Genomic DNA, 18,973 nt, shown 5'->3' with positions numbered 1-18,973 from the left:
AGTGTGTTGCATGCAATTTCACAAGCAATTGCAAAAAGACCTGTCGATTCCGGCGATCGCAGCTGGATTTGTGGCAGTGCTGGTCTCTTATTCCGGTCCTCTCGCCATCTTTTTCCAGGCGGCCCAAAGTGCCGAAATATCGAATGCGATGATGACATCGTGGGTCTGGGCCATTTCTATCGGTGCAGCAGTCTCGGGTATTTTGTTAAGTCTATGGCTGAAGGTGCCGGTAGTGACCGCTTGGTCAGCGCCTGGCACGGCACTATTAGTGACCCTGTTCCCAGGGCTGTCACTCAATGAAGCGGTGGGGGCCTATTTGACTGCAGCGGTGATCATTTTTGTGATCGGTGTTACGGGCTCCTTTGACCGAATTATTCAGATGATTCCACCAGGCATTGCTAGCGCGATGATGGCGGGCATTCTCTTTCAGTTTGGTGTGGGCGTCTTCGTCTCATTGGAGAGCGTGCCAGCACTGGCGATTGGTATGATTATCGCTTATCTCGTCTTTAAGCGGTTAACTCCCCGCTACAGTCTGGTGCTGCTATTAGTGGTTGGCGTCATGTTGGCTGTCTTTTTAGAAGGCGCAAGTTTAGAAGGCGTTTCAGTCCAGCTTGCCGAACCACAGTTTATCCGCCCAGAGTGGACCTGGAACGCTACCTTGAGCCTTGCCATCCCGCTGGTACTCGTCAGTCTCACCGGTCAGTTTCTGCCGGGCATGGCGATCATGCGAAGTTCCGGATATAACACGGCGGCCAAGCCAATTGTAACCGTGGCGAGTTTAACTTCTTTTTTTACTGCCTTTTTTGGGGGTATTACCACGGTGATCGCAGCGATTACCGCGGCAATCTGTACCAGTAAGGAAGCTCACGAAGATCCTGGCAAGCGCTATGTAGCGGGGGTAGCGAACGGGGCTTTCTACCTGATTGGTGGCATCTTTGCGGGCACTATTGTGTCTCTATTCACCTCGTTGCCGGGGGAGTTTGTGGCGGTACTTGCGGGCCTAGCGTTGATTGGTGCTATTTCCAGCAACATTAGTGCGTTTGCTGCCGAAAAGAACCACCTGGAAGCCTCCGTCATTACGTTCATTGCCACAGCGTCGGGAATCAGTTTTTTAGGACTGGGTTCTGCCTTTTGGGGGGTAATCGTTGGGGCACTTGCCTACAACCTACTGCATCGACGCTTTCGCTCGCTTGACCAGAAAACTCAAAAACAACAGTAGCTACTGTAGTGGTAGCCGGAGTGTAATCATGCAAAAGATCTTTGTGGCGATGGATGATAGTGAAGACTCCTTACGTGCTTTGGCATTTGGCCAGATATTTGCGGCGCAATTGGGAGCGGATGTAAACGTTATCTCAGTGGTGCCGATGCAGGGCGATATAGCAGCGCGGCGCTCTACGTTACAGGCGCGAATTGCGGCTCATCATCTGGAGGCGGTAGCACTCGATGTGGTTGCACATGACAGTGCCAAGGAGTATCTCGGTGATCTTGCCAGCCAAGAAAGTAGCGGTCTATGCATGATGGCGCACGGTCGGCGGCCCGTGTCAGAAATGCTAATAGGTAGCGTAACGGCGGGAGTTGTGCGCCGAGCCCACCGCCCGGTTTATTTGTGTGGCCCACGTTATGATAGTCGTGCTCACCAGCAGGTCGATGTGTTAGCCGTTTGTGTCGATGGGTCTAAGCTATCCGAGCAAATTTTGCCCCATGTAGCAGCTTTATCGAAGCGTTTGGGGGCTCGTTTGCAACTGCTGCAAGTGATGGATACCTCCGTCGCCAGAAAATCAACAGCGTTAGGCCATACTGATGTGATGGAGTCAGCCTATCTAAACGCGCTGGCGCGCCGTGTCGAGAATGAGCAAGCATTAGAAGTTGACTGGGAGGTGCTTCATGGCGACCCCGCGGACTCTATCGTCAGTTACCTGGCTGATAGCCATAATATAATGCTCGCAATGACAACCCATGGCCGCAGTGGCCTTTCGCAGGTGGTGGCAGGCAGTGTCAGCCATGAGGTGCTGCATGAAGCTTCTTGCCCTGTGGTTGTTCTGCGACCTTGAGTCACTGGCTTGCTGCAACTATGGGTAGCGCCCAGAGCGGCGATTTTCAACGAGTACTTCTAAAATAGCATTGGCTTCCTGCATTAGCGGGTAGGGTTTTTCGCCCCGCCGACGGCTGCAGATAACGGGTGATGTAATTGACTTATCGGCCAATGGCACATAGCAAATGCCATCCCGTCGAACGCGCTTAACCTGTTCAGGAACCAGCGTAATGCCAATACCTGAGGCGACAAGGCTGAGCGCCGTCTGAACCTCGTTTGCTTCCTGTACCACCTCTACCTTCAAGCCTTGGCGGCGGAAAATACCCAGCACCATATCTGCTAGGCTAGGGCGTGGCTTAGCGGGAAAGAGAATGAGTGGATAGCGGGCAAGCTCCTCGCAGGAAGGGGTAGTGCCCTCTAGTGGATGACCGCTCGAAAGGGCGGCAATCAATGGTTCATCGAAGAGAATTTCCTGCTCTACGTCGGGATCATCAATACGTAAACGCCCGAAACCCATGTCTATGCGACCCGCTTTGAGCGCCTGAATTTGTTGTACCGTCGTAAGCTCTGCCAGGGAGAGCTCAACATTATCCATGCGGCGCAAATCACGCACGAGCATTGGGAGCTGCCCGTAAAAAACGGACGGTACAAAGCCAATGCCGAACAGCGCACGCTTGCTACGCGCCATGTGTCTAGTGGCGTCGATGGTGACTTCTACTTTCTCTAATATCTGCAGAGCGTGCTGCTGAAAAAACACACCTGAAGGCGTTAGACGCAAGCCTCTAGAGCTTCGTTCAAACAGTTCAGCCCCCACCTCTTGTTCTAATTGTTTGATTTGGCGGGAAAGAGGCGGTTGAGACATATGCAATCGTTCAGCCGCACAGGTAAAGTTAAGCTCTTCAGCGACAACGCAGAAGTATCTCAGGTGGCGTAGTTCCATGATACCTCCAAGGTATGAGCGGCTACTTAAACAATATTGGCTTTGCCATTCGGTTGCTACCAAGCTGGCGATGCTCTTCACGAATTCAGACAACGTTTAAACCAGCTTAACCAAGCGCTACAACGCTACCAGCATTTAAACGTTTAAAAGCGAAATATCGACTACGACTTTAGTAATGAGCGGCAGAATAAAAGAGGGATAAACCAGTCATGTATGCGCGGATTTTAGTTCCTGTCGACGGCTCTGAGAGCGCTAAACAAGCTTTGAAGGTGGCTTGTAAGCTGCTGGATAGAGAAGGCTCAACGCTCTACTTATTACATGTACCTGAAACGCTTGCCTATACGACCACACTGGTGTGGGGCACTGGTGCTATTGATGCAGGCACTACGCTTGCTGAACGCGAGAAGGTGGGTGAACAGCTACTGGCCCAGGCGGTGAGTTCCGCGCAGGCAGAGGGCGCTAAGCACATTGAAGAGTTGCTGACGCAAGGTGACCCAGCCCGCGCCATTATAGAGGCTGCCAACGCCAATAATATCGATACCATTGTGATGGGAAGCCGAGGGTTAAGCGACTTGGCGGGGGTGGTGATTGGCAGCATATCGCACAAAGTGGGCCATTCAGCCAAGTGTCCTGTGATTACGGTGAGTCAATAAAAAGCAACGTCGATATCTGCCCGCACCTCTCCCGAAATGGTTTTCAACCTGAATAAATTTACTTGCCGTCTAACACACCCTAGCCCATGCTTTTAGCAAGACGCTATAACCTAGGGTATTGGCTAAAACGAGACGTTAGGACGTTTGAACATGGCAAAATTCTTCCAGGAATTCCGAGAGTTTGCGGTAAAAGGCAACGTCGTCGATATGGCGGTGGGGATCATTATCGGTGGGGCGTTTACGCTGATTGTGCAGAGCCTGGTGGCGGATGTGATGAACCCGCTGATTGGCTTGTTGGTGGGCGGTGTGGATTTTTCCAATCTGTTTGTAGTGTTACGCCAAGGGGCGGTGGGCGGCCCTTATGCGACGCTGGCGGATGCCCAGGCGGCAGGGGCGGTAACGCTAAACCTCGGGCTTTTTATCAATGCGGTGGTCAGCTTTATGATTGTCGCCTTCGTGGTCTTCTTATTGGTACGCACCATTAACCGATTAAAGCGCGAAGAGGCGGTAGCGCCTGCGAACCCTACGGAGCAGCCGTGCCCTTACTGTTTGATGGTGGTGCCGATCAAAGCCACGCGCTGTGGCCACTGCACAGCAATGCTGGATCAGCCAGCGGAGGCTGAAACGCCGGTTGAAGTTACCTCTGCGCCACCGCAAATGCCACCCGCCAAACCTTGAGCCACTAAAAAGGGCGCCACTGCTGAAGTGGCGCCCTTTCACGTTATACCAGCAGCAACCCTAGGCGCTTTTCTTAATGGTTTTGCTGTCTTTTTGCTTACTGCCGGGCTTTTTGCTGTCGTTAGCATCGCTGGGTTGCGGCAGCGATGGCAGCGATTTGGCCAGCATTTCGACGCTGTGGCGATAGTAGAGCTGGCTCTTATTATGCTCGCCAAGGCTTGCATAGAGACGTGCAAGTTCAGCGCAAACTTCGCCATTGGGGCGCTGCCGCTGGCTGGCTTCAAAGTACTCCAACGCCTTTTGCCACTGGCCGGTGCGCAGCGAGAGGCGACCGCAGGCGAGCAGCAGCTCGGGGTCGTTGGGGCGCTCCTGCAGCCACTTCTCGGCTTTAACTAGTTGGCGACCGGTGTTCACATTCAGCAGGCCGTAGCGTTTTACCAAGCGTGCGTCCCAGTGGTGATCCAGCGAGTGGTTGAGCAAGCGCTCGGCAATGGGCTCTTCGTTGGCTTGAATCAGCGCTTCGCTGTACAGCACGATCAGCTCGGTGTTGCCGCGCAGGTAGTCGGGCATATCAGCCCAAAGGCCACGCACCCGCTCAATGTTGGTGGGGTTTTGCGCTTCAAACACGATCAGCTCGCGGTAGGCTTTAAACTCCAACTGCTCACGCTCTTGCTGGGTAATGAGCTTCTGCGCCGCCAAGCGTGGAATCAAACGCCGTAAGCCTTCCCAATCGTTGACGCTTAAATGCACCTGTTTGAGTAGCTTGAGCACCTGCGGGTGGTTGGAGAGCTTCTTATCCAGGCGATTAAGAATCGCCAGCGCTTCTTCCGGCTGCTGACGCTCAATCATCATTTGCGCCTGCATCAAGCCAACGGCCGTATCGGCTCCGTCGGTGGTTAGCTGCGCCTGATTCAGGTGCTCCTGGGATTTCACGTGGTGGCCCTGGTAATGGGCCGCCAGCGCTGCGGATAGGTAGTTGACCAGCGGTGTGCTGGAGTCATCGGCGGCATTAACCAGGGTTTTTTCGGCTTTTTTCCAGCGTCCTTCGGTCAGTGCTACCAGGCCACGCACGGTGCGCTGCATGGCGCGACGGTTACGTGCGCGGCTGTTCCAGCTACGAAAACGCCCCATAGGGCGAATAATGCCGCTGAGCAATCGCAGTACAAAGTGTAGGACGATAAAGGCGGCAAACAGCAGCACCAGACCAAACCAAAACGATGTCTGGATGGATGAGTCGCCCACGCGGATCAGCCAATAGCCGGGCACCGACATCATCAGGTGCCCAAACAGGGCCCCGACGGCGAGGCCTGCGACAATGAGGAGAACAAGCTTTCTCATGAATCACCTCCGCTTTGGCCACGCGTCTCATAGCGGTTGTCGATAAAGCGTGCGAGTTCCTGCTGTGAAGCGCTGATATCGGGCAGCTCGGGTTTTACCTCTGCTTCCTTGAGCTCTTGAAGGCGCGTAATAACGCTTTGGGTCTCTTCACGAGTGGTGTCGTAGTAGTCGTTCAGCAGCTGTAGCGCTTTGTCGATACTCGCGTCATAAAGCTCTTTCTCTTCGTTGAGTAGAGCCAATTGAGTCTGCTCCAGCACTAAGCGCAGGCTTTGACGTAGGTAAGACTCTTGCTCTGGGGTAATCAGCGCTTCCAGCGCTTCATCGTGATGGCGAACCACTACCAGGTCTTTGAGCTCTTCACCGAAGCGCGCCAGCTGGCGCTGGAAAGTGCCGGTCGGCGGCTGCTCGATGCTGGAGGTTACCGCTTGCTCCTCAATTTCTTGAGAGAGTCGCAGAGAGGAGATGCGTTCCTGTTGGGCATTGAGCGCTAAGTAGAGGCCGGTACGGTCAACCTGGGGCACGGCGTCAAGGGCGGCTAGCTCATTGGCAATCGCTGCGCGTACGGGCGTCAACGCCGGGTTGTCAGCATCTACTAGGCGAGCATCGGCGGTACGCAGCAGCGCTGCAGCGCCGTCAACGTCGCCTTCCAGCTGTAAACGCTGATTGGCCAAACGCAGCAGGTAGGCGGCTTCGGCATGCAACCAGTCGCGCTCGTCGGTGTCCTGCTCTTGCGAGAGTTGATCCAGCACTTGGCCCAGGGTCTCATCGACGTCGCTGCGGTAGCTGTCAAATTCATCACGCAGGTCACCCAGTGTGCTCTGCAGCGCTTCATCGCGCTCGGCTTCGCCGCTATCAAGGCGTGACTCGAGGTCACTAACCGCTTGTTGTGATGCGCTCCCCTCAGCCTGCTGTGCGACTTCGTCGAGGCGTTGCTGCTGGCTCTCCAGGCGCAGCCAGCCCTGCCAAGCGATAAATGCCAAGGCAATCGCCAGGATAATCACCAGGGCAATCGCGAGGCCGCCGCTTTTACTGCCTCCGCTTTTGCCCCCACCGCTTTGGCCGTTACCGCTGCCTTTGTGGCCGGTGGGCGGCGTAGTACCCGACGATGATTTGTTGCTGGTCGGCTTGGACGAAGCGGCGCTTGACGATGGCGAACTAGAAGCCGACCCGCTTGAGGAGGATGGGCTGGGTTGAGCGGCACTCTGGGAAGGTGAGGCTGCGCTGCTGGATGTGGTATCTGCCGATTTAGCCGTGCTGGTAGTGCTGCTAGCAGCGGTTGAGCTCGCAGTGGACGAGCTCTTTCCACGCCGCCGCGACCGGCTATTTTTAGTGCCACTCTGAGCAGGTGTTGTTGAGCTCGGCGGTGTGTTCGGCTTGCTGGGCTCAGTCGCGTCGGTCGTGGAAGCTGCTTTGTCGGTCGTTTTAGGGACGCCTTGAGAGGCATCGGAGGACGTTGGTTGTACATCGTCCTGATCGTTTACTTGTTTGCTCATGTGTCGCTAGCCCTTAGTAAGTTCCTTGATCGACATCGGCACCCTGTGGGTCGCAGGTCTCCAACGCCGCTATCAACGCAGCTGGCGTAGCTCCGGACGCCACCTTGGGGTCACAAAAACCCAGTATGCCAGCCAGTGTAGCCAAACGGCGACTGGAAACGATTAGCGGTTGGTTCAAGGCCGCCTGATTGCACCATTTTGCCAGATGTTCCAGCAGTTCGCTGCTGGTGACGATCAACGCCCGGTAATTACCTGAAAAAAGGCGCGTTTGCAGAGCGGGTTCAAGGGGGTGAAACGTGCGTCGATACACCGCTACGCGAGTCACCTGCGCCCCCCGCTCGGCAAGCGTTTCAGCGAGCAGCGGGCGGCCACCTTCGCCCGCCACCAGTAGAATGCGCTGGTGCGCTAATTGCTGAAGCGAGGCAAGCGCAAGCAGTGCTTCGCTGGTATCTTCGCCCGCACTCGGCGAAGGCACATGCACGCGGACACCCAACTGATCATAAAGCGTTGCCGCGGTGGCGCTGCCAACGCTGTAGTAGTCAATGCCAATGGGCAGCTGTGGCCAGAAGCGATCCAGCGCTTCACTTAAGCAAGTGGCCGCAAAGGGGCTGATGACTATTATCTTATGGTACTGATCAATATCCAGCCAGATACGCCGCATTTCAGGGGTTTCTGGTAAGACTTCGAGTTGCATCACGTTGAGTGATTCAACGCTCTCGCCCCGCTCGCGCAGAGCAGCAGCCAGTGCTTCACCTCGCTCGCCAGGGCGGCAGATCAGTACCGGTTGGCTCATATGGCGCGGCCGTAAACCTCAGCCAAAATATCGCCAGCGCCTTGGTCGAGCAGCTCTTCGGCAATGCGAATGCCCAACGCTTCGGGCTCATGCATCGAACCACGGCCTTCGGCGCGCAGCACTTCGGTGCCCTCTGGGTTGCCCACTAAGCCGCGTAGCCAAAGGGTTTCATTTTCAATATCCAGCACCGCGTGGCCCGCAATAGGCACTTGGCAGCCGCCCTCTAAGCGCGTGTTCATGGCCCGTTCGGCGCGCACACGCGTCGCGGTATCCGCGTCATCCAGCGGGGCTAGCAACGCAATCAGCTCGGGGTCATGCAGGCGGCACTCAATGCCTAGGGCTCCTTGGCCGCAGGCGGGCAGGCACACTTCCGGCGGCAGTGCCTGGGCAATCCGCTCATCCAAGCCCAGCCGCTTAAGGCCCGAGGTCGCCAGGATGATGGCGTCAAATTCGCCCGCGTCTAATTTACCTAGCCGCGTTTGTACGTTGCCGCGCAAGTTGAGAATTTGCAGGTCGGGGCGGGCTTCACGTATCTGCAGCCCGCGGCGTAAGCTGGCGGTGCCAATACGCGCCCCTTCGGGGAGCTCATCAATGCTAGAGTAGTGGTTGGATACAAACGCATCGGTAGGGTCGGCGCCCTCTAGAATGACCGACAGGCCCAGCCCTTCGGGGAAGTGCATGGGTACATCTTTCATCGAGTGGACGGCAATATCGGCACGGCCATCGAGCATGGCGTCTTCCAGCTCTTTAACGAACAGCCCTTTACCGCCAATTTTTGAAAGCGGTGTATCGAGAATTTTGTCGCCCTTGGTAGACAGAGCGACAAGCTCGACCTCAAGGCCGCTGTGAGCCGCCATTAAGCGGTCACGAACGTACTCAGCCTGCCACATGGCCAGTTGGCTTTTACGCGTGGCAATGCGCAGTTTGGTGATTGATAGCACGTTATTCTCCCTATACCGCAGACACGGCGAGTCAAGCTATGATAAGTGTCATCATAAAGCACCGAGCGCCACAGTAAAAATAACGGAACTGATTATGCTCCCGTAACGTGCTTTATCCGTCCCCCTAGGAAATTGTATGTCCTCAGTGTTACCCCGCGGCCAGCTTGACCAGTTTTTCCTGCTTTCACGGGATCTGTTCTGCTGTATCGACTTTAAAGGCACGCTGCTGCAAGTCAATCCAGCCTTCGAGACGCTGCTGGGATATACCTCTGAACAGTTGATCGGGCGTTCCTGTGGTGTCGTCATTAACCCCCTTGACCACCCGGTGATCGAACGGGCGTTACAGCGAGTGCACCAAGGCGAAAAGGTCATTCCTTTTGAGGTGCGCGCTGTTTCCGCAACCGGCAAGCAGCACTGGTTAGAAATTTCGCCGTCATTGGGGGAGGACGTGATTTACGTAATCGCCCGGGTGATTACGCGGCGTAAAGCCAGCGAACAACAGCTAAAATTATTGGAGCGTAGCGTTGAATCAAGCACCAATGGTGTTCTTATTGTCGATGCTCAGAGCAGCGATCTGTCTCTGGTTTACGTCAACGCTGCCTTTGAGCGCATTACCGGCTATTCGCGCAACCAGGCACTGGGGCGTAACTGCCGTTTCCTACAGGGGGAAGAAACCGACCCCGCCACTGTCAAGCAGCTAAAGGTAGGGATTGCCGAGCAGCGTGAAGTACACGTGGTCATCCGTAACTATCGGCATGACGGCACGGTTTTTTGGAACGACTTGCACATTTCACCTGTACGCGATGAGAACGGCCAAGTGACCCACTTTGTAGGCGTACAGAATGATATCTCTGAACAGCGCGAATATCAGGCTCAACTTGACCATAACGCCCATCACGACGCCTTGACCGGGCTGCCCAACCGCTTGTTACTTGGTCAGCGCTTGGAAGAGGGAGGCGTGATGGCGCGCCGCTACCATCGCTATATAGCCGTGCTGTTTATCGATTTGGACGATTTTAAGCCGATCAACGATACCTTGGGCCATGAAGTGGGCGACTTTATTCTGGTTGAAGTGGCCAGGCGGTTGGAGAATGAACTGCGCCCCTGGGACACCGTCGCGCGTTTTGGCAGCGATGAGTTTGTGGTGTTGTTGCCGGATCTAGCCCATCAGGACGATGTGATACAGGTGGTCGAGCGGGTTCTCCAGGGGCTTTCGCCGCCCTACTGGTACCGCGACAGCGAGCTGCGCATCACCGCCAGTATCGGCATTGCCATCAATGACGGCAGCATGGACAACCCCCGCCAGCTTATTCAGCAGGCGGATTTGGCAATGTATAAAGCCAAACGGCGCGGGCGCAATACCTACCACTGGTATACCGAAGACTTGAACCGCAAGGTGAGCGAACGGGTTAGCTTACGCAGCGCGCTACAGCAAGCCATTGAGCAGCAGCAGTTCGAGCTTCATTACCAGCCGCAGATTCACGCGCCAAGCGGTCGCGTGGTGGGGGTTGAAGCGCTGATCCGCTGGCAGCACCCTGAGCGCGGCAATATCCCACCGTCTGATTTTATTAGCCTTGCCGAGGATACTAGTCAGATCATTCCCATTAGCGAGTGGGTGTTGGCTACTGCATGTCGCGATGCCCAGCAGCTCAATGGCCTGGGGTTAGGCGAGATCACCATGGCGGTCAATATTTCGCCTATGCAGTTTCAACGCCCTGGCTTCCTCACCTCCATTGAGCAGGTGCTGGTGAGCAGCGGTCTAACGCCAGCGTTGTTAGAGCTGGAGCTTACCGAGGGAGTGCTGATGGATAGCGCCGAACAAGCGATCCAGGCGTTAAAGAATTTGCGAGCGCTGGGAGTCCTGATTGCACTAGACGATTTTGGCACCGGCTTCTCTAGCCTAAGCTATTTAAAGCGCCTGCCGATTAATCGCATCAAGATTGACCGATCCTTTGTGCGCGATGTGATTTCAGACCGCTACGATGCCGCGATTATCGACGGCGTGGTCGCCATGGCGGGGAAAATGGGGCTCGAAGTGCTGGTCGAAGGCGTAGAAACGGCAGAGCAGTTTGGCTACCTGCAACAGCGTCACTGTGACTACTATCAGGGCTACTACTTTGCCCGCCCCATGCCCCTAAGTGCCCTGCACGAATTTCTCCACAAACCACCTGCCGTCGTAACGTCACGCTCTTAGCCGCCACAGAAATAAAAACGGCGTGCCGCTGACCGGGGCGACTCTGGTACACTTTCTGCTAACGACTCCTTTGTTTTGTCAGCAGGATATATCTTCGATGAGCCAAGCCACGAATCAGTCTTGGGGCGGTCGCTTTAGCGAGCCCACCGATGCCTTTGTTGCACGCTTCACCGCGTCAGTTAATTTCGACCAACGCCTGGCCCCCCAGGACATCCAGGGCTCCATCGCCCACGCCACTATGCTGGCTCGGGTAGGCGTGCTCACCGATGACGAGCGTGATGCGATTATTAATGGCCTGAACGAGATTCAGGGCGAAATCGAGCGCGGCGAGTTTAACTGGTCGGTGCCGCTGGAAGATGTGCATATGAACATCGAAGCGCGGCTGACCGAAAAGATCGGTATTACCGGCAAAAAACTCCACACCGGGCGCTCGCGCAACGACCAGGTCGCCACCGATATTCGCCTGTTTATGCGCGATGAGATCGATGTTATCGAAGTGGAGCTCAAGCGTCTGCGTGAAGGCATGATCGAACTGGCTGATCGTGAAGCCGAGACCATTATGCCCGGTTTTACCCACCTGCAAACCGCCCAGCCGGTCACCTTTGGCCACCATATTCTGGCTTGGCAAGAGATGCTGGCCCGGGATCACGAGCGCCTGCTGGACTGCCGCAAGCGCGTCAACGTCATGCCATTGGGCGCCGCTGCGCTGGCAGGGACGACGTACCCGATTGACCGCCACGTTACGGCAGAGCTTCTAGGCTTTGACCGTCCAACGGAGAACTCTCTGGACGCGGTCTCGGATCGTGACTTCGCTATCGAATTCACCAGCTTTGCCAGCATCCTACTAATGCACCTGTCGCGCATGAGCGAAGAACTGGTGCTATGGACCAGCGCCCAGTTCAACTTTATCGACCTGCCCGACCGCTTCTGCACCGGCTCTTCGATCATGCCGCAGAAGAAAAACCCCGACGTGCCTGAGCTGGTACGCGGCAAAACCGGGCGCGTGTACGGCCACCTGATGTCGTTGCTAACGCTGATGAAATCGCAGCCGTTGGCTTACAACAAAGACAATCAGGAAGATAAAGAGCCGCTGTTCGATGCAGTGGATACCGTGCGCGACTGCTTAAAAGCGTTTGCCGATATGGTGCCCGCCATTGAGCCCAAGAAAGCCAGCATGTATGAAGCGGCGCGGCGTGGTTTCTCTACCGCGACGGACTTGGCCGACTACTTGGTGCGCAAAGGCGTGGCCTTCCGCGACGCCCACGAAATCGTCGGACAGTCGGTGGCCTATGGCCTTAAAAGCGAAAAAGACCTGTCTGAGATGAGCCTGGATGAGCTCAAACAGTTCTCCGATACCATCGAGCAGGATGTGTTCGAGGTGTTGACCCTGGAAGGCTCGGTAGCCGCCCGGAACCATATTGGTGGCACAGCACCCAACCAGGTGCGGGCAGCTGCACAGCGAGCGCGTGAGGCGCTGAGTGCGCTCAAGGCGGGCGCATGAAAACGCTGGCAATCATGGCCCTTTCGGCGCTGCTGTTAACCGCGGTTGTTGGCTGTGGGCAAAAAGGGCCGCTTTATCTGCCGGAAGATGCACCCGCTGACGAGCAATCTGCCCAGGCGTCTGAATAGATAGCTGCAGGCCCAGGAGAAGGGGAGAGCACCATGGACTATTTTAATTACCGCGATGGCGTGCTGTACGCCGAAGACGTGCCTTTGTCACGCATTGCTGACGAGTACGGCACGCCCTGCTACGTCTACTCAAAAGCGACGTTTGAACGTCACTTTCGCGCCTATACCGAAGCACTGGGTGGCCATCCGCACCTGATTTGTTACGCGGTGAAAGCCAACTCCAACCTGGCGGTGCTGGGCCTGTTGGCCAAGCTGGGCGCGGGGTTCGATATTGTTTCCATTGGCGAGCTTGAACGGGTGCTAAAAGCCGGTGGCGACCCGGCGAAAGTAGTGTTTTCGGGCGTTGCCAAGCAGCCCCATGAAATGGTTCGTGCGCTGGACGTGGGCATTAAGTGCTTTAACGTTGAGTCACGCCCCGAACTTGAGCGCTTGAATCGTGTCGCCGGTGAGTTGGGGAAAATTGCCCCGGTCTCGTTGCGGGTCAACCCAGACGTGGATGCGGGTACTCATCCGTATATCTCCACTGGTTTGAAGGATAATAAGTTCGGCATCCCGGTGGATGAAGCGCTGGCGGTTTACGAACTAGCCGCAAGCCTGCCCAATTTGCAGGTGAAGGGGCTCGACTGTCACATCGGTTCACAGCTAACTGAAACCGCACCCTTCCTGGATGCCCTTGATCGCTTACTGGTGCTTATGGAGCGGCTGCGTGAGCGGGGCATCGAAATCGAGCACCTTGATTTAGGTGGCGGTTTAGGCGTGCCTTACCGCGATGAAAAACCGCCCCAGCCGTTTGATTACGCTAGCCAACTGTTGGCGCGGCTTTCGCGTTGGGAAGGTGGCGAAGCGCTTACGTTACTGTTTGAACCCGGTCGTTCCATCGCCGCCAATGCGGGTGTCATGCTCACTCGGGTAGAGTTTCTCAAGCCTGGAGAGACCAAGAACTTCGCCATTGTCGATGCGGCCATGAACGACCTGATTCGCCCGGCGCTGTACCAGGCCTGGCAGGCGATTGTGCCGGTGGATACTCGTCAAACACGCGAAAGCGCCCTTTACGACGTAGTGGGCCCAGTGTGTGAAACGGGTGACTTCCTGGGTAAGGAGCGCGAGTTGGCGATTGACGAAGGTGATCTGCTAGCAGTGCGTTCGGCGGGGGCCTACGGCTTTGTCATGGCGTCGAACTACAACAGTCGCCCTCGCGCCGCTGAGCTAATGGTTGATGGCGACAGCTGCCATGTGGTGCGCGCGCGGGAAACCGTAGCCAGTCTGTGGGCGGGTGAAGCGCTGCTGCCCGAAGGGGGGCGTTGATGCTGTTACACTTCACCAAAATGCATGGCCTGGGTAATGACTTTGTCATGGTGGACCTGGTCACTCAGCGCGCCCGGTTGGACGAAGCTCAGATTCGTGCACTGGCAGACCGACGTTTCGGCATTGGCTTTGATCAGTTGTTGCTCGTCGAACCGCCCCGGGATCCAGAGATGGATTTTCGCTACCGCATTTACAATGCTGACGGCAGTGAAGTGGAAAATTGTGGCAACGGCGCACGCTGCTTTGCCCGCTTCGTGCGCGATCAGCGATTGACCCACAAGCATGAAATCCACGTAGAAACCGCCGGGGGCCCGTTAGTGCTGACCGTGCAGCACGACGGCATGGTGCGAGTGGATATGGGTCGCCCGCGGTTTAGCCCTTTGGCGCTGCCGTTCGATGCCCCTGGGGATCAACCCCTGCATCCGTTACAAGTGGGTGATGAAACGCTGCAGATCGGCGTGGTCTCTATGGGCAACCCACATGCTGTGATGCAGGTTGAGAGCGTTGATAGCGCCCCGGTGGAACGCCTCGGGCCGTTGGTCGAGGCGCATCCCCGCTTTCCCAAGCGTGTTAACGTGGGCTTTATGCAGGTACTCTCGCCCAGTGAGATTCGTTTGCGCGTGTATGAGCGCGGCAGTGGCGAAACGCTGGCCTGCGGTACTGGTGCCTGCGCTGCAGTGGCCAGCGGTATTCGCCAGGGGCTGCTGAAAAGCCCCGTAAAAGTCCATTTACCCGGTGGAGAGCTCAGCATTGAGTGGCCTGACCCTGAAGGGGCGCTAACGATGGTGGGGCCAGCTACACGCGTCTTCGATGGCCGCGTAGCACTTAATTAATTCGAGGAGAACGGCGATGTCACAAGCCCCTGAACCCCGCAAAACGCTCGAGCCTGATCAAGTGGCGTTCTGGCTGGCGCGTCATCCCGATTTTTTCGTCGGTCGTGAAGGGTTACTGCAGCAGCTGCAGGTGCCCCACCCGCATATCGACGGGGCGGTGTCACTGCTAGAACGCTTGGTGTTAGACCTGCGCAAGCGCGCGGAAACCGCCGAGGGCCGCCTGGAGCACCTGCTGGAAACCGCTCGCCATAACGAGTCCCAGTACCGCCGGCTGCGGGAAACGTTGATAGCCCTGGTGGAAGCGCCGGATCGCGATGCGCTGGCGCAAGCATTGGCCACTCAGCTTAGCGAGCGCTTTGAAACCCCGGCCATGGCGCTGTGGTGTCCGGCCACGTTAAGCGATAGTGAACCGACGCCGCCTCAACCGCCACGGCACGTGCTTGATCAACATGCCAGCACACGGCTGTCGGCGCTGCTGGATGGCCGCACTAGCCGCTGTGTGAAGCTTAGCGTCAGCGACTGGAAGTGCTTGCTGCCCCATGTCAAAGCGCCGCGCAAAGCCGGTTCCTGTGCGATTTCACGGCTCTCGGCGGGTGACCCTTTGGGCTATTTGCTGCTGGCCAGCCCCAGCCCTGACGCCTATCGGGCCAGCATGGATACGCTGTTCACTGAGTACTTGGGTGATATCGTCGCGCGCCTGCTGGTGCGCCTGGGCGACTATGGCTGAAGCTCTTCCAACGGAAATAACGATAGCCAAGCGCGTTGAGGCTTTTTTAGCGGCGCTGGCATACCATGCTAGCCCTGCCACGGTGGCGGCTTATCAGCATGATTTGGCCGCACTGTGTAACTTCACCGAGCGACGCGATGTGACAAATCCTGCAGCGTTAGATACCGCTCTGCTGAGGGCTTTTCTGGGGTCGGAGCGTAGCCGGGGGCTGGCGCCTAGAAGCCTTGCCCGGCGGCGGGCGGCACTTTCCCGCTTCGCCGATTACCTGGTCAAGCAGGGTGTGCTGGTCGATAACCCGGTGGGACTACTGCGTACGCCCAAACAGCCCAGCCACCTGCCGCGCCCGGTGGATGTCGATGCCCTGGCGCGCTTTCTCGATACCCCCCACGATGGCTCGCCGCTGGGCGTGCGAGATCAGGCTATTCTTGAACTGTTTTACTCCAGTGGCCTGCGCTTAGCGGAGCTGGCGGCGCTTGATTTGGGCGATTTGCAGAATAGCCGGGTAAGGGTGATCGGCAAAGGCGGCAAGCCGCGTCAGGTGCCGGTAGGGCGCCGCGCCCAGCAGGCGCTGGCTGAGTGGCTGGGATGTCGCTCAGCGCTGGCACCTATTACTGAGCAGGCGCTATTTGTGGGCCAGCGCGGGCAGCGCTTGGGCCATCGTGCCATTCAAAAGCGTTTAGCTCAGCTGTCGATTGCCCGTGGCTTGCCCGAACACCTGCACCCGCACCGTTTGCGGCACTCCTTTGCCAGTCACCTGTTGGAGTCGAGCCAGGATCTGCGCGCCGTGCAAGAGCTGTTGGGGCACGCCAATCTATCGACCACGCAAATCTACACCCGGCTTGATTGGCAGCATCTGGCGACCAGCTACGACGCAGCGCACCCCCGTGCTAAACGAGGCCCCAACGACAGTAAGAATAGCCCCAGGAGCAAACCATGACGATGCTGCAGGCCATTACCTTCGATTTGGACGACACCCTATGGGACAACCACGGAGTCATGGCGCGTACCGAAGAGGGCCACTACCGCTGGCTACTGGAGGCACTTGAGGCATGGCGAGCGGCACGCCAGGAAACAGCGCTGGCGTTATCCCACGAAAGCGGCGGGCTGGATTATCTGCAGCGCCGTCAACAGTTGGCAAAAGAGGTGCCCGAACGGCGCGGCGACTTCACTTGGCTACGTTTGCGCTCACTGGAGGCCCAGTTAGAACACGCAGGTCTGCACCGCAGTGCTGCGTTGATGTGGGCAGCAGCAGCGATGAATGAGTTTCACCGCCTGCGCGTGCAGGTCACGCCCCATCCAGAAGCGGCCGGACTGCTGGCTGCCCTGGCAGAGCGCTATCAGTTGGCGGCGATCACCAACGGTAATATTCATCTTCAACGTCAGCCGCTGGCTGGCTACTTTCCGGTGGCCATTGCCGCGGGCGAGTTACTGGCGCCCAAGCCTGATCCGATGCCGTTCCTCACCGCGCTGTCGCGCTTAAACGTCGCCCCCGAGTGCGCTATGCACGTGGGCGATTCGTGGCAGGAGGACGTGCTCCCTGCCCAGCAGCTGGGCATGCACGCGGTATGGATTTCTGAAACAGAGGATCAGCCGCTCCCCCCGCGTGTGCATCGTATTGCCCATATTAAAGAGCTGCCCAGCATTCTCGAGAAGTTAGAGGCGCATCATTCTGGCGGTGTATACAGCCACTGATTGAGTTTCTGGGACAGCGTATCGACGCCGTCGCGCTTGAGTGAAGAGAACAGCTGAACAGAGACGAGGTCTTCCCACTCTTTCAAGCGTGAGCGCACTTTTTGCAACGCAGCGCTGGCAGGGCCTTTTTTCAGTTTGTCGGCTTTGGTGAGCAAAATATGCACCGGCATGCCGCGCTGGTCAGCATAATCGAGCATCATTTGGTCGAACTCGGTGAGCGGGTGGCGCACGTCCATTAGCAGTACTAAGCCGCGTAGACTGAAACGGTTGCGCAGGTACTCGGCTAGGTGCTTTTGCCACTCTAGCTTGACCGCCTCCGGCACCTTGGCGTAACCGTAGCCGGGTAGGTCGACCAAACGCCGCGACTCGTCGTTCATAACGCTGAAAAAGTTGATCAGTTGGGTGCGCCCCGGTGTGCGCGAGGTGCGCGCTAACGCATTTTGTTGCGTTAATGCGTTGATAGCACTGGATTTGCCCGCGTTTGAACGCCCGGCAAAGGCTACTTCTGCGCCGGTATCATCCGGGCACAGGGCCAGGGTGGGGGCGCTGATAAGAAAACTTGCCGTCGGGTAGTTCAGCCGAGGGACTGGGCTATCATGGGGGGTAGTCATTGGGTTGATCCTGAAAAACGAACATAAAAGCGGCCTACTCTGCGCACTATCACCTCTCTATCGCTTCGATAAAGTAGAACGCATGATAGCGACTCATGATAGAGAATTGAGAGCAGTACCGCGACGAATTACCCCTAAAGCAGTCCAGCACTTGCATTCCCGCCGCTGGGGTGATTCGTTATAATGCAAGCGGTTTATATCTGCGACCTGGGGCGCTAGTGTACCATCGCGATACGTTGTTGGTATTAGCGAAGGTTGGTATTGGCGGAGCTAACCCTGGTAACTTGTGAAACCTGGGAAGCGCCCAGGGTGCGTACCAGTCAAACATAAAACGGCATAGTGGAATAGCAATGAGAAAGTTACTGGCAAGCCTAGCAATTACCATGGGCGCCGTTGGCATCGCCCACGCTCAAACGGACTATCAAGCTGATGCTGACGCATCCGCTGGCCAGGAAATGGCCCAGACCTGTGCCGCCTGTCATGGGCAACAGGGCATTAGCCCATCGGGCGCTTTCCCTAATCTAGCGGGTCAGCAGATGTCCTATCTGGCGAAACAGATTATGGATATCCGCGACGGCAACCGCATGGTTCCCCAAATGGCCGGCCAAGTGGATGACTTCTCCGACCAGGATGCCTGGGATGTGGCAGCACACTTTGCACGCCAGGATGCCAACTTGGGCCAGACCAGCGACGAAGACGCTGAGTTGCTGGCTCGCGGTGAAGAGCTTTACCGCGCTGGTGATATGTCCAAGGGCATTCCTGCCTGTTCAGCCTGCCATACGCCAACGGGTGTCGGTATCGGCAGCGCCGTTTACCCCGGTCTATCTGGGCAGCACGCTCAGTACACGGTCTCAACGTTGCAGGCATTCGCCTCAGGTGATCGTAACAATAGCCCCAATAACATCATGGGCGACATCGCTTCAAAAATGAGCGACAACGATATGGAAGCAGTGGCTAACTATGTCTTGGGTTTGAACTAACGTTTTAACCCTGGGCGTTTAAAACCACACATAGACAGCCTACATACTTCCTTATGCCGTTTGCGGGTTCTCACTAGGCAACGTTCTTGGCAACGTTTGCTAACTGAGGGAACCCGCTAATGTATCCACGGTCT

Annotated in this window: 19 protein-coding genes; 13 read left to right on the top strand and 6 right to left on the bottom strand. The window is 56.7% G+C overall.

Annotation, left to right across the window (positions count from 1 at the left end):
- Nucleotides 1–10 precede the first annotated feature (10 nt).
- Both LMS44_RS22880 and LMS44_RS22875 read left to right on the top strand, forming a co-directional pair.
- On the top strand, nucleotides 11–1,219 hold the full coding sequence (locus LMS44_RS22880) for a benzoate/H(+) symporter BenE family transporter (protein ID WP_041157323.1): 1,209 nt from the start codon (nucleotides 11–13) through the stop codon (nucleotides 1,217–1,219).
- Nucleotides 1,220–1,247: 28 nt separating this feature from the next.
- Nucleotides 1,248–2,051 carry a universal stress protein gene (locus LMS44_RS22875; protein WP_089691339.1) on the top strand — a complete coding sequence of 268 codons (804 nt, stop codon included), beginning with the start codon at nucleotides 1,248–1,250 and terminating at the stop codon, nucleotides 2,049–2,051.
- 18 nt (nucleotides 2,052–2,069) lie between these two features.
- Here LMS44_RS22875 and LMS44_RS22870 read toward each other — a convergent pair whose 3' ends face one another.
- Nucleotides 2,070–2,972: a LysR family transcriptional regulator gene (locus LMS44_RS22870; RefSeq protein ID WP_022521212.1), complete on the bottom strand. Its 903-nt coding sequence runs from the start codon at nucleotides 2,970–2,972 to the stop codon at nucleotides 2,070–2,072.
- 209 nt (nucleotides 2,973–3,181) lie between these two features.
- On the opposite strand from LMS44_RS22870, the gene LMS44_RS22865 reads away from it, so the two are divergent.
- Both LMS44_RS22865 and mscL read left to right on the top strand, forming a co-directional pair.
- Nucleotides 3,182–3,625 carry a universal stress protein gene (locus tag LMS44_RS22865; RefSeq protein WP_041157321.1) on the top strand — a complete coding sequence of 148 codons (444 nt, stop codon included), beginning with the start codon at nucleotides 3,182–3,184 and terminating at the stop codon, nucleotides 3,623–3,625.
- 150 nt (nucleotides 3,626–3,775) lie between these two features.
- Entirely contained in the window at nucleotides 3,776–4,303 is a 528-nt protein-coding gene (gene mscL / locus LMS44_RS22860; protein WP_022521214.1) for a large-conductance mechanosensitive channel protein MscL, read from the top strand.
- Between the two features lie 60 nt (nucleotides 4,304–4,363).
- On the opposite strand, the gene LMS44_RS22855 is transcribed toward mscL, so the two are convergent.
- The 4 genes from LMS44_RS22855 to hemC are packed head-to-tail and all read right to left on the bottom strand — an operon-like array spanning nucleotide 4,364 to nucleotide 8,868.
- On the bottom strand, nucleotides 4,364–5,641 hold the full coding sequence (locus LMS44_RS22855; RefSeq protein WP_041157320.1) for a heme biosynthesis HemY N-terminal domain-containing protein: 1,278 nt from the start codon (nucleotides 5,639–5,641) through the stop codon (nucleotides 4,364–4,366).
- Nucleotides 5,638–7,134 carry a uroporphyrinogen-III C-methyltransferase gene (locus tag LMS44_RS22850; RefSeq protein ID WP_041157319.1) on the bottom strand — a complete coding sequence of 499 codons (1,497 nt, stop codon included), beginning with the start codon at nucleotides 7,132–7,134 and terminating at the stop codon, nucleotides 5,638–5,640. Before LMS44_RS22850 ends, LMS44_RS22855 begins: the two co-directional genes overlap by 4 nt.
- 13 nt (nucleotides 7,135–7,147) lie before the next feature.
- Entirely contained in the window at nucleotides 7,148–7,927 is a 780-nt protein-coding gene (locus LMS44_RS22845) for a uroporphyrinogen-III synthase (RefSeq protein ID WP_041157318.1), read from the bottom strand.
- On the bottom strand, nucleotides 7,924–8,868 hold the full coding sequence (gene hemC / locus LMS44_RS22840) for a hydroxymethylbilane synthase (protein ID WP_041157317.1): 945 nt from the start codon (nucleotides 8,866–8,868) through the stop codon (nucleotides 7,924–7,926). The genes LMS44_RS22845 and hemC overlap by 4 nt, the downstream gene beginning before the upstream one ends.
- A 136-nt stretch (nucleotides 8,869–9,004) precedes the next feature.
- Here hemC and LMS44_RS22835 point away from each other — a divergent pair, with 136 nt between their 5' ends.
- From LMS44_RS22835 to LMS44_RS22800, 8 genes are all read left to right on the top strand, one after another.
- Nucleotides 9,005–11,062: a sensor domain-containing protein gene (locus tag LMS44_RS22835; protein ID WP_278369759.1), complete on the top strand. Its 2,058-nt coding sequence runs from the start codon at nucleotides 9,005–9,007 to the stop codon at nucleotides 11,060–11,062.
- A gap of 97 nt (nucleotides 11,063–11,159) precedes the next feature.
- Nucleotides 11,160–12,563: an argininosuccinate lyase gene (argH, locus tag LMS44_RS22830; protein WP_022521219.1), complete on the top strand. Its 1,404-nt coding sequence runs from the start codon at nucleotides 11,160–11,162 to the stop codon at nucleotides 12,561–12,563.
- Nucleotides 12,560–12,691 (top strand): LPS translocon maturation chaperone LptM, encoded by a 132-nt coding sequence (gene lptM / locus LMS44_RS22825; protein WP_022521220.1) that lies wholly within the window; start codon nucleotides 12,560–12,562, stop codon nucleotides 12,689–12,691. Before argH ends, lptM begins: the two co-directional genes overlap by 4 nt.
- Nucleotides 12,692–12,724: 33 nt before the next feature.
- A complete protein-coding gene (gene lysA, locus LMS44_RS22820; RefSeq protein WP_089691342.1) occupies nucleotides 12,725–13,996 on the top strand; it encodes a diaminopimelate decarboxylase in 1,272 nt (423 codons plus the stop codon).
- A complete protein-coding gene (gene dapF / locus LMS44_RS22815) occupies nucleotides 13,996–14,829 on the top strand; it encodes a diaminopimelate epimerase (RefSeq protein ID WP_089691345.1) in 834 nt (277 codons plus the stop codon). Before lysA ends, dapF begins: the two co-directional genes overlap by 1 nt.
- 16 nt (nucleotides 14,830–14,845) lie before the next feature.
- The gene (locus tag LMS44_RS22810) at nucleotides 14,846–15,556 is read left to right on the top strand and encodes a DUF484 family protein (protein WP_022521223.1); all 711 of its coding nucleotides are present in this window, start codon (nucleotides 14,846–14,848) and stop codon (nucleotides 15,554–15,556) included.
- Nucleotides 15,549–16,493, top strand: a complete 945-nt coding sequence (locus tag LMS44_RS22805; RefSeq protein WP_022521224.1) for a tyrosine recombinase XerC — start codon at nucleotides 15,549–15,551, stop codon at nucleotides 16,491–16,493. The genes LMS44_RS22810 and LMS44_RS22805 overlap by 8 nt, the downstream gene beginning before the upstream one ends.
- Nucleotides 16,490–17,248 carry an HAD family hydrolase gene (locus tag LMS44_RS22800; protein WP_039857690.1) on the top strand — a complete coding sequence of 253 codons (759 nt, stop codon included), beginning with the start codon at nucleotides 16,490–16,492 and terminating at the stop codon, nucleotides 17,246–17,248. The genes LMS44_RS22805 and LMS44_RS22800 overlap by 4 nt, the downstream gene beginning before the upstream one ends.
- Here the strand turns inward: LMS44_RS22800 and yihA are convergent.
- Complete coding sequence (gene yihA / locus LMS44_RS22795) at nucleotides 17,221–17,859, bottom strand: ribosome biogenesis GTP-binding protein YihA/YsxC (protein ID WP_009286228.1); 639 nt, start codon at nucleotides 17,857–17,859, stop codon at nucleotides 17,221–17,223. The genes LMS44_RS22800 and yihA overlap by 28 nt on opposite strands.
- 350 nt (nucleotides 17,860–18,209) lie before the next feature.
- Between yihA and LMS44_RS22790 the strand changes: the two genes are divergently transcribed.
- On the top strand, nucleotides 18,210–18,839 hold the full coding sequence (locus LMS44_RS22790; RefSeq protein ID WP_022521226.1) for a c-type cytochrome: 630 nt from the start codon (nucleotides 18,210–18,212) through the stop codon (nucleotides 18,837–18,839).
- The last annotated feature ends 134 nt before the right edge of the window (nucleotides 18,840–18,973 follow it).

The sequence above is a fragment of the Halomonas profundus genome (genome assembly GCF_020865425.1).
GTDB classification, from domain to species: Bacteria; Pseudomonadota; Gammaproteobacteria; order Pseudomonadales; family Halomonadaceae; genus Vreelandella; species Vreelandella titanicae.
The sequence above is the reverse complement of the archived record's forward strand: the minus strand, read 5'-3'. Positions and strand labels throughout refer to the sequence as shown.